This window comes from Streptomyces sp. S3(2020), assembly GCF_013044505.1.
In the GTDB taxonomy this organism is placed as follows: domain Bacteria; phylum Actinomycetota; class Actinomycetes; order Streptomycetales; family Streptomycetaceae; genus Streptomyces.
This window is the reverse complement of sequence record NZ_JABERD010000289.1, coordinates 1-10,083: the sequence shown is the minus strand read 5'-3', so window position 1 is coordinate 10,083 and position 10,083 is coordinate 1. Positions and strand designations below refer to the sequence as shown.

Sequence of the window (10,083 nt, the reverse complement as noted above, 5' to 3'; positions counted from 1 at the left end):
GGCGGTGACGGAGGGGGCGGTCAGGGGGTCTGAGTCGTGGTGAGGCGTCCCGGCAGGCCGAGCCTGGCTCCCACGAGCGGGTCGAGGTAGCGGGTCAGGGCGTTCTTCAACTCCTGGACGTACGCGTCGCGTTCGGCGCCCTCATGGGCGAGTACGAGCTCCAGCCCCGCCATGTACATCCCCAGCCCCATGTGCGCGACCCGGGTGATCGAGGCCTGAGGGGCGTCGGGCATGAACGCGCGGAGCAGGTTCTCGATGCGGGCGACGAGGGTCGCGTGCAGGGCGTCGTGCTGCTCGGCGATCCGGCCGGGGATGTCGGGGCCGTGCATCAGCGCGAAGAACACCGGGTGCCGGCAGTTGAAGTCGATGAACCGGTCGACGATGGTCCCGACCGCCTGCTCCAGCGGGGTCGACGGGTCGACGGGCGCGAGGGCCTCGCCGTAGGTCTCCCGCATGTCGTGCATGAGCCGGCCGCCGAGCTCGACGGCGATCGCCTCCTTGTTCGGGAAGAACTGGTAGAGCGTGCCCGGTGAGACGCCCGCCTCGCGGGCGATGGCGTTGGTGCTGGCGGCCGTGTAGCCGGTCGTGCAGAAGACGGAGGCCGCGGCTTCGAGCAGCTGTGCGATACGGCGTTCGCCGCGGGCCTGGCGGCGGCGCGGCTGGTCCTTCTCCTCGTTCGCGGGCACGCGTTATCCCCAACTCTCCGAACAGGATTGACAACACGAGCGGTCGCTCGCATTCTGGAGAAACGCGAGCGATGTCTCGTGTTTGCCAGTCTATGGCAAGGCAACGGCAGGTCCATGCTGCCTGGTGAAGGGGACACCGCACGATGACCGAAGTCAACAAGCCGCCGCGCCCCGGGGGCTGGACCAAGCTCGTCACCGCCCGCCCTCGGTTGTCGCTGCTCGCGGCCCTCGTGCTCACCGTGCTCGCCGTGCTGGCCGGCGGCGGGGTCGCCGACCGCATGGGCGCCGGCGGCTGGGAGGACCCGGCCGCCGAGTCCACGTACGCGACCAAGGCCCTGGAGCGCGAGTTCCCGGACTCCCAGCCCAACTTCCTCCTCCTGGTCGACGCGGGGAGCGCCGATGTGGACGCCCCGGCGGTCGCGGCCGAGGCCAGGCGTCTGACGGAGCGGCTGGCGGGCGAGGAGGGTGTGACAGGCGTCGGTTCCTACTGGGCCACCGGCGCCCCGGCCCTGCGCGCGAAGGACGGCCACCAGGCGCTGATCGCCGCCCGCATCACGGGCGACGAGAAGGCGATGGGGGAGACCCTGGACCGCCTCGCGCCCTCGTTCCGGGGTACGCACGGCCCGGTCGAGGTGACGATCGGCGGCCCGGTCGCCGTACGCCGCGAGATGCAGACGATCATCCAGGAGGACCTCACCCGGGCCGAGCTGATCGCCCTGCCGGTGACACTCGTCCTGCTGGTGATGGTCTTCGGCAGCGCGGTCGCCGCCCTGCTGCCCCTCGGCATCGGCATCGTGGCGATCCTGGGCACCAACGCGGTGCTGCGCGGCCTGACCGAGTTCACCGACGTCTCGGTCTTCGCGATGAACCTCACCACGGCCCTGGGCCTCGGCCTCGCCATCGACTACGCCCTGTTCATCGTCCGCCGCTTCCGCGAGGAGCTGTCCGCCGGCGCCGACCCGTCGACCGCCGTCGGCACCACCCTGCGCACGGCAGGCCGCACGGTCCTCTTCTCGGCCCTCACGGTCGCGGTCTCCCTGGCGGCGATGCTGCTCTTCCCGCAGTACTTCCTGCGCTCCTTCGCCTACGCCGGCATCGCGGTCGTCCTGCTGGCCGCCGCGGCCGCCCTGATCCTGCTCCCGGCCGCGCTGGTCCTGCTGGGGGAGCGGGTCGACTCCTGGGACCTGCGACGCCTGTTCCGCCGCGAGCGGCCCGCCCGGGAGGGCACGGCCTGGGCCCGCGCGGCCACCCTCGTGATGCGCCGGGCCCCCTTCTTCGCCCTCGGCACCACCGCGGTCCTCGTCCTGCTCGGACTCCCCTTCCTGGGCGTGAGGTTCGGCACCGCCGACGACCGTCAGCTGCCCTCGACCGCCGAGTCCCATGTCGTGCAGCAGCAGATCAGGGACGGCTTCCCGGGCAGCCCCGGCGGCGGCCTGGAGGTCCTGGCGGAGGGCCGGGCGAGCGAGGCCCAGTACACCGCGTACAAGGAGCGGATCGCCGAACTCCCCGAGGTACTGAGGGTCGACGGCCCCCTGGTGAACGGCGAGGCGGCGTACTTCACGGTGCAGCCGAAGGGCGAGGCGGTGGACGACGCGGCCCAACGCCTCGTGGGCGAACTGCGTTCCACCGAAGCCCCCTTCGACACCAAGGTGACCGGCACCGCGGCCGTCCTGGTCGACTCCAAGGACGCGATCGCCGAGCAACTGCCCTGGGCGGTCGCGTTCATCACGATCGTCACCCTGCTGCTGGTCTTCCTCCTGACCGGCAGCGTCCTGATACCGATCCAGGCCGTGGTCCTCAACGCGCTCAGTCTGACGGCCATGTTCGGCGCCGTGGTCTGGGTCTTCCAGGACGGCCACCTCTCCGGCCCGCTGGGCTTCACCAGCCCCGGCTCGATCGAGACGACCCTCCCGGTCCTCATGTTCTGCGTGGCCTTCGGCCTCTCCATGGACTACGGCGTCTTCCTCCTCTCCCGCATCAAGGAGGAGTACGACACGACAGGCGACCACAACGAGGCGGTCCGCCACGGCCTCCAGCGCACGGGCGGCCTGATCACGGCGGCGGCGGTGATCCTCGCGGTGGTGATGGTGGCGATCGGAACGTCCAGGGTGACGAACACCAAGATGCTGGGCCTCGGCATCGCGCTCGCGGTGGTGATGGACGCGATGATCGTGCGGAGCCTGCTGGTCCCGGCGGTGATGAGGCTGACGGGACGGGCGACATGGTGGGCACCGGGCCCGCTGCGGAGGTTCCACGAACGGTTCGGACTGAGCGAGGGGGAGCAGAAGCGCCCCGACAGGGGCGCGGGGCTGTATCGAAATGCGGCTCCGCCGCGGGGCGCGACCAGCCACGATGTACCCGCAGACGAAAACGGCGACGGGACGGCAGATGCGAGCGGTGGTATTCGAGCAATACGGTGACCCGGCCGACGTACGGGAGCTGCCCGACCCCCGACCAGCCCCCCACGGCGTCGTCGTACGAGTCGAAGCCACCGGCCTCTGCCGAAGCGACTGGCACGGCTGGCAGGGCCACGACCCCGACATCACCCTCCCCCACGTACCCGGCCACGAACTCGCCGGTGTCGTGGAGGCGGTCGGCGCCGCGGTCACCGCCTGGCGCCCCGGCCGGAGAGTGACCGTCCCCTTCGTCTGCGCCTGCGGCAGCTGCGCGACCTGTGCCGCGGGCGATCACCAGATCTGCCCGCACCAGACCCAGCCCGGCTTCACCCACTGGGGTTCGTTCGCCCAGTACGTGGCCCTGGACCACGCCGACGTGAACCTCGTGGCGATCCCCGACGACCTGTCCTACGCCACCGCCGCGGCGCTCGGCTGCCGTTTCGCCACGGCGTTCCGCGCGGTCGTGCAGCAGGGAAGGGTCGCCGCGGGGGAGTGGGTCGTCGTGCACGGCTGCGGCGGGGTGGGCCTGTCGGCGGTGATGATCGCGGCGGCGTCGGGGGCGAGGGTGGTGGCGGTGGACGTGTCCCCGCAGGCGCTCGGCCTGGCACGGAAGTTCGGCGCGGCCGAGTGCGTGGACGCGTCGAGGGCCGGGGACACGGCGGAGGCGGTCCGAGAGCTGACCGGCGGCGGTGCGCACCTCTCCCTGGACGCCCTCGGTTCACCGGTCACCTGCGCGGCCTCGGTCGGCTCGCTGCGCCGCCGCGGACGGCACGTCCAGGTCGGCCTGCTCCCCTCACCCACCGGCACGACCCCGGTTCCGATGGCCCGCGCGATCGCCCTGGAGCTCGAACTCCTCGGCAGCCACGGCATGGCCGCGCACACCTACCCGCCGATGCTGGAGCTGGTCCGGGCGGGCGTGCTGCGGCCCGACCTGCTGGTGACGTCCTCGATCGACCTGGACGCGACACCCGCCGCACTGGCCGCGATGGGCAAGGCGCCCGGGGCGGGGGTGACGGTCATCGAGCCGTGGCGGTGAGGGCGGCCCAGTCGCGGTCGAGGATGCCCATGACGACCTCGTCGACCCATGCGCCGTGCTTGAACTCGGTCTCCCGCCGGAGCCCCTCCCGTACGAACCCGGCCTTCTCGTACACGCGCAGGGCCCGGTGGTTGAAGGCGTACGCCTCCAACTGGATGCGGTGCAGACCGAGTCGCTCGAAGCCGTACCCGACGACGAGCCGGGTCGCCTCCGAGCCGATGCCCCGGCCGCGCCCCCGGGGACCGATCAGGGTGCGGAAGGTGCAGCTGCGGGCGTCGGGGTCCCACTCGTGGAGCACGACCTCGCCGACGAGTTCACCGGTGGCGGGGTCGGTGACGGCGAGGTCGAGGCGGTCGGGCTGGGCGCCGCGGGAGCCGTACCAGTCCCGCAGCCGCTCCGGGGTGAGCTCGTCGGCCGGGTCGCCCGTGAAACGGGTGACTTCCTCGTCGCCGATGATCTCCCACATACCCTCCGCGTCCGCCTCCGTGAACGGACGCAGCACGGTCTTCTCGCCGGTGAGGACAGGTTTGACAGAGAAGTCGCTCATCGGGCGACTGTGTCAGAGGCGACCTCCCCGCGGCTCGGGATTTTCGCGGCCTCCGCCGCCGGCACCAGATGGTCCGCGACGCTGCGCAGCTTCTCGCGGGTCTCCTCGTGTTCCCGTTCGGGCCGGGACTGCCGGACGATCCCGGCGCCGGCCTGGAGCCAGCAGCGGCCGTCCCGCTGGAACACGGTGCGCAGCACGAGCGCCGCGTCGAGGGTGCCGCACGCGTCGTAGGTGAGCACGGCACCGGCGTACAGGCCACGGGGGCGGCCTTCGAGGCGCCGGATGAGGGGGTAGGCGGGGGCCTTGGGGATACCGGTGGCGGTGACGGCGGGGAAGAGCGCGGCGAAGGCCTGCCAGGGCGTGCGGTCCTCGCGCAGCAGGCCGACGACGGTGGAGGCCAGGTGCTGGACGGTGCCGCGTTGCTGGACGGTCAGGTACTCGGCGACGTAGGTCTCGTCGCAGACGGCGGCGAGGTCCTCCAGGGCGAGTTTCACGGAGACGGCGTGCTCGTGGATCTCCTTGGGGTCGCCGAGCAGGTCGGCGCGGAGCCGGGCGTCCTCGGCCGGGGAGCCGGTGCGGGCCCGGGTCCCGGCCAGCGGGCGGCTCAGCACCCGCCGGTCGGCGGTGACCTCGGCGACGGTCTCCGGGCTGAACCCGGCCGCGTGGACGCCGCCGAGGTCGAGGAGGAAGGACCGGGCGGGTGTGTTGGCCCGGCGCCCCGCCACATAGGTGGCGGTCAGGTCCAGCGGGACCGGCACCGCGACCCGCCGCGACAGGATCACCTTCTCCAGGGGGCCCGGGCCGTGCAGATGGGTCAGGACGGCGGCCACGGCGTCCCGGTAGCCGCCGGTGTCGTCCAGCACCGGAGCGACCCGGTCCGCGGATGCGCCCGTCGGGTCGCCGGGCGTGCGAACGAGGTGGACCAGCCGCTCCAGTCGCCCGTCGTCCACGGCCCGGACGAGCACCGTCCCGCCGTCGGTCCGTACCTCGCCCACGGGCACGGCCAGGTGCAGGAGGCCCTCGTCGCCCGGGTCGACGCCCGCCAGCGCCGCGCCCAGTTCGAAGGCGGCCCAGCCGTAGACGCGGTAGTCGCTCACGGGCAGCGAGGCGAGCCACTCCTCCACGGCCGACAGGTCCCTCGTACCGCGTAAGGCGTCCCGGTCGAGGCGGAGTTCGGCCAGCGTGCCACCGGCGAAGGCCCACTCGGGGCCGTTCTCGTACACGGCGTACTGGGCGAAAAGGCCGCTGCGGGCGAGGCGGGCCATGAGAGCGAGGGGCTCCTCGGCCGACGGAAGGTGGATCTCCCGGTACTTCACGAGCTCTCCCAACGACTTGCGACGGCTTGCGATGGCTTGCGGCGGCTTGCGGCGTTCTATGAAGACGGCTTGCGACGGCCCTGGGCGCTCACCAGGGGATAGGAGTTGACGACGAAGGACGGGTCGTCGAGGAGGGCCAGGAAGCGGTCCAGTTCCTCGGCGGAGACCTCCAGGAGCCCGGCCACCTGCTCGGTGTTCACGCGATGCAGCCGGATGCCCTCGCCGCCGCCCTGCCAGGACTCGGCATAGGTGGTCGCGGTGACGTCTTCGAGCCCCGCCCGCAACATCGCGCCCACCACCTGGCGGCCCCAGCGCGGTTCCGCCCCCGCCTTCTCCAACTGGGCCATGAGGGCAGAGTGCAGTCGCTCGAAGAGCGGGACCGCGCTGTCGTCGGGCGCGGCGAGCACGGGCGTCCAGGTGCAGTCGAACTCCTCCAGGACCAGCCGGCCGCCCGGCCGCAGCGCCCCCACCAGCCGTTCCAGCACGGCCAGCCGTTCGGGCAGGTGCAGCAGCACCAGCCGGGCGTGGATCAGGTCGAAGCCGCCGGCGGGGAGCGGATCGCGGGTGATGTCGTGCCGCAGCACCCGCACATTGGCCCGGGAGGACGGGCTCGGCGCGAGATCCGTGACGACGACCTCCCCGTCCGGGCCGGCCCGGTCGGCCAGCCAGTCGCCCAGGGAGCCGCCGCCCCCGCCGATTTCCAGACATCTCCAGCCCGGCCCGATTCCGGTCCGTTCCAGTGCCTTTCTGGACGCGGGGTCGTAGCGGGATTCCAGGGCGTGAAATCGCCCGGCCGACTGCGGAGCCGCGTTGTCGAAAAGGTAGCGAGACATGAGGAAATCGTCACAGCTGGAAAGTCCGCGATACAGAGGGTGATCGCAGGCAACCGAATCAGGTTGACGCTAAGTGGATAGTCGTATGAATACATGCGCGCCGCCTGTGCCCGGGGCATGCGCTCATCACCGCATATGCGCCCTTGAAGCGCTTCACTCCCGTCGGCTCCACTGAACGTCGAACGCAGCTCGGCAGGTCGAATGCGTTATTTCGGCGGGGAGTTCCAGATGGGTGAAGAATGCGTTTCCGGTGATTTCACGGCCTGTGTGCGGCGGGAGTTCCCCGCGCTGGCGCACAAGGCCTATCTCGACAGCGCGTGCATCGGAGTGGCGCCTTTGCGGGCCGTTCGGGCCGTGACGGACCTCGTACAGGGAATGCAGTACTGCCCCGCGGAATCGGGGACCGCGATGCACGGCAGACTGAATGAATTACGTGCGCAGGCGCGGCCGTTGGTGGCGCGGCTGATCGGGGCGGACGCGGCCGACATCGCCCTGACGGAGAGCGCGACCCACGGTCTGAAGATCGCGCTGGAGTCCCTCCCGCTGCGGGCCGGCGACCAAGTCCTCATCCCCGACCTGGAGTTCATCCAGATGGGCATCATGTGGCGGCAGCTCAAGGACCGGGGCATCACGGTACGGACCGTGCCGCACGACGAGTCCGGACGGGTCACGGTGGACGCCGTACGGGCCGAACTCACCCGTGACGTCAAGGTGTTGGCGCTCAGCTCGGTCCAGTGGACCAACGGCTTCCGCGCCGACCTCGCGGCACTGTCGGAGCTGTGCCGGCGGCGGAACGTCTGGCTGGTCGTCGACGCCGCCCAGCACCTCGGCGCGCTGCCGCTGAACGTCCGGCAGACCCCCGTCGACATCGTCGTGTGCGGCGGACACAAGTGGCTGTGCTCACCGTTCGGCACCGGCTTCCTGTACCTGGACCCGGCCGTCCGCCCCCGGCTGCGTCGCCCCCTCGCCGGCTTCTTCGCGGCACGTCCGCCCGCCCGCACCTGGGGTGAGTCGTTCCTCCGCCCGGACATCACCCCCTTGCAGGACTACGAGTTCAGCGAGGACGCCTACGCCTGGGAGACCGGGGGGACGGGCAACTACCCGGGCGCGGTGGGCCTTTCGGCCTCGCTCTCCCTCCTCCTCGAACTGCGGCCGCAACGCATCGAGACCCATCTGCGCACGCTCACCGACTACTTGACCGAGGGCCTCGACCGTCTCGGCCTCACCGTCGTCAGCCCGCGCGACCCCCGGCACCGCTCCGGGATCATCACCTTCAGCACCGGCCGCGCGGCCACCGACACGGCGCTGATGGGGTCGCTGCTGGCGGCCGGGGTCGCGGTGAGTGTCCGCTTCACCTCCGGGGTGGGCGGCGTCCGGGTCAGCTGCCACCTCTACAACACCCTCCGGGACCTGGACGCCCTGCTGGCGGCGGCCGAGGAGTGGCAGCGCCGGCCCCGCCGCAACGGACGGCCACCGGCGCACACCCGGTCCCAGCCCCGCTCCGCCGCCGCGCGGATCATCGGGCAACGCGCCCTCATCGACGCTCTGGACGACGACCTCATGGGCCTCATCACCGCCCGCGGCGGAGTCAGCCGCGGTATCCGCCGCTCCCGCCTCGAAGGCGCCATGGCCCGCACCGACCTCGCCCGCGAGCGGGAGATCGTCGAACGCTTCCACCACCGCCTGGGCCAGGACGGCACCCGCCTGGCCCTGGAACTCCTCCGCATGTGCAAGGGCGACACATAGCCCCGGTCGGCCCGCCGAGTCCCCATCCACCCCACTCACCTACCCCACCGACCTCAGCCAGGAGGAGTCATGGGCGTTGCCTTCAATGCCGCCACCTACCTCGTCGACCGGCAGATAGCGCGGGGGTTCGGCGATCGGCCCGCCCTCATCGGGGCCCGCTCGACCCTCACGTACGCCGAACTCGGGGCCCGGGTCGCCTCGGCCGGTGCCGGGTGGCGGGCGCTCGGGGTCCGGCCCGAGGAGCGTGTCCTCGTCCACGCGGCCGACGGTCCCGAAACCGTCGTGGCGCTGCTCTCCCTGATGCGGATGGGCGCGGTTCCCGTCCCCGTGTCCACCATGAGCACCCCCGCCGAACTGACCGCCCTCGTCGCCGACTCCCGCTGCCGCCATCTGCTCGCCGGTCCGGAGTTCTGCGACCGGGTGCAGACGGCCGTACGGGACTCCGCGGCCGTTCCCGATCTGGTGGGGGTCGTCGTGCTGGACGACGCGCCCGTGCGGCCGCCGCCGTCCGTGCTGCGGATCCGCTGGGAGCACCTGATCGCGGCGGGCGAGTCGGCCGCGCCCGCCGATCGCGCGGCCGACCGCACCACCGAGGACTCGCCCGCCCTGTGGCTCTACACATCCGGCACGACAGGGACCCCCAAGGCCGCGATGCACCGGCACGCGAGCATCCGGTTCGTCGCCGAGCGGTACGGGCAGGAGGTGCTGGGCCTGCGCCCGCAGGACCGCTGCTTCTCGGTCGCCAAGCTCTTCTTCGCGTACGGCATCGGCAACTCCTGCTTCTTCCCCCTCGCCGCCGGAGCCGCCGCCGTCCTGGACCCGGCCCCGCCGACGCCCGAGAGCATCGCCCGCCGGCTCGCCGAGGACGCGCCGACGGTCTTCTTCGGCGTCCCCACCTCCTACGCGGCCCTGCTCAGGTCCGACCACCTTCGCGAGGACGCCTTCCACGGCGTACGCGTGGCCGTGTCGGCGGGGGAGCCGCTGCCGCCCGAGCTCCACCACCGCTTCCGCGCCCGCTTCGGGACGGACCTGCTCAACGCCATGGGCTCCACCGAGGCCCTGCACATCTTCCTGTCCAACCGCCCCGGCGAGAACCGCCCCGGCACCCTCGGCACCCCCGTCCCCGGCTACGAACTGCGCATCCGGGAGGACGGCGTACTGAAGGTGCGCGCCCCCTCGGCGGCCGTCGGCTACTGGTGCCGCACCGATGCCACGCGCACCGTCTTCGAGGGGGAGTGGATCGACACCGGCGACCTGTTCACCCGGGACGCCGACGGCTTCTACGTCTGCCACGGACGGGCCGGCGACATGATCAAGAGCGGCGGTATCTGGGTCGCCCCCGCCGAGGTCGAGAACCTGCTGCTGAGGCACCCGTCCGTGGCCGCCGCGTGTGTCGTGGCCGCACCGGACCCCGACGGCCTGGACCGCCCCGTGGCCTGCGTGGTCCCCGCGTCCGGCGAGCACGTCGACGGCGCCGCGCTCGCCGCCGTCTGCGCTGAGCAACTCCCCGCCCACAAGCGCCC

General features: G+C 72.1%; 8 protein-coding genes. 4 read left to right on the top strand and 4 right to left on the bottom strand.

What is annotated here, in order from left to right; translation table 11 throughout:
* Positions 1 to 20: 20 nt before the first annotated feature.
* Positions 21 to 686, bottom strand: coding sequence for a TetR family transcriptional regulator (locus HLK59_RS44940; protein WP_171147451.1), 666 nt, complete (start codon positions 684 to 686; stop codon positions 21 to 23).
* Between the two features lie 143 nt (positions 687 to 829).
* Between HLK59_RS44940 and HLK59_RS44935 the strand changes: the two genes are divergently transcribed.
* Positions 830 to 3,106, top strand: a complete 2,277-nt coding sequence (locus HLK59_RS44935; protein ID WP_171147450.1) for an MMPL family transporter — start codon at positions 830 to 832, stop codon at positions 3,104 to 3,106.
* Complete coding sequence (locus HLK59_RS44930; protein WP_171147449.1) at positions 3,075 to 4,118, top strand: zinc-dependent alcohol dehydrogenase family protein; 1,044 nt, start codon at positions 3,075 to 3,077, stop codon at positions 4,116 to 4,118. Before HLK59_RS44935 ends, HLK59_RS44930 begins: the two co-directional genes overlap by 32 nt.
* On the opposite strand, the gene HLK59_RS44925 is transcribed toward HLK59_RS44930, so the two are convergent.
* Genes HLK59_RS44925 through HLK59_RS44915 form a run of 3 tightly spaced genes read right to left on the bottom strand, consistent with a single transcriptional unit; the run spans position 4,099 to position 6,814 of the window.
* Complete coding sequence (locus HLK59_RS44925; RefSeq protein WP_171147448.1) at positions 4,099 to 4,665, bottom strand: GNAT family protein; 567 nt, start codon at positions 4,663 to 4,665, stop codon at positions 4,099 to 4,101. The two genes, HLK59_RS44930 and HLK59_RS44925, sit on opposite strands and share 20 nt — an antisense overlap.
* The gene (locus HLK59_RS44920; RefSeq protein ID WP_346779968.1) at positions 4,662 to 5,981 is read right to left on the bottom strand and encodes a salicylate synthase; all 1,320 of its coding nucleotides are present in this window, start codon (positions 5,979 to 5,981) and stop codon (positions 4,662 to 4,664) included. Before HLK59_RS44920 ends, HLK59_RS44925 begins: the two co-directional genes overlap by 4 nt.
* 56 nt (positions 5,982 to 6,037) lie before the next feature.
* Positions 6,038 to 6,814, bottom strand: coding sequence for a methyltransferase domain-containing protein (locus tag HLK59_RS44915; RefSeq protein ID WP_171147447.1), 777 nt, complete (start codon positions 6,812 to 6,814; stop codon positions 6,038 to 6,040).
* Positions 6,815 to 7,042: 228 nt separating this feature from the next.
* Between HLK59_RS44915 and HLK59_RS44910 the strand changes: the two genes are divergently transcribed.
* The gene (locus tag HLK59_RS44910; protein ID WP_171147446.1) at positions 7,043 to 8,560 is read left to right on the top strand and encodes an aminotransferase class V-fold PLP-dependent enzyme; all 1,518 of its coding nucleotides are present in this window, start codon (positions 7,043 to 7,045) and stop codon (positions 8,558 to 8,560) included.
* A 69-nt stretch (positions 8,561 to 8,629) separates the two neighbouring features.
* On the top strand, positions 8,630 to 10,083 hold a 1,454-nt coding region (locus HLK59_RS44905), incomplete at its 3' end, for a benzoate-CoA ligase family protein (protein WP_171147445.1).

Coding starts and splice junctions, on each gene's coding strand:
- HLK59_RS44935 (WP_171147450.1), top strand. CDS start 830: ATGACCGAAGTCAACAAGCCGCCGCGCCCCGGGGGCTGGACCAAGCTC.
- HLK59_RS44930 (WP_171147449.1), top strand. CDS start 3,075: ATGCGAGCGGTGGTATTCGAGCAATACGGTGACCCGGCCGACGTACGG.
- HLK59_RS44925 (WP_171147448.1), bottom strand. CDS start 4,665: ATGAGCGACTTCTCTGTCAAACCTGTCCTCACCGGCGAGAAGACCGTG.
- HLK59_RS44915 (WP_171147447.1), bottom strand. CDS start 6,814: ATGTCTCGCTACCTTTTCGACAACGCGGCTCCGCAGTCGGCCGGGCGA.
- HLK59_RS44910 (WP_171147446.1), top strand. CDS start 7,043: ATGGGTGAAGAATGCGTTTCCGGTGATTTCACGGCCTGTGTGCGGCGG.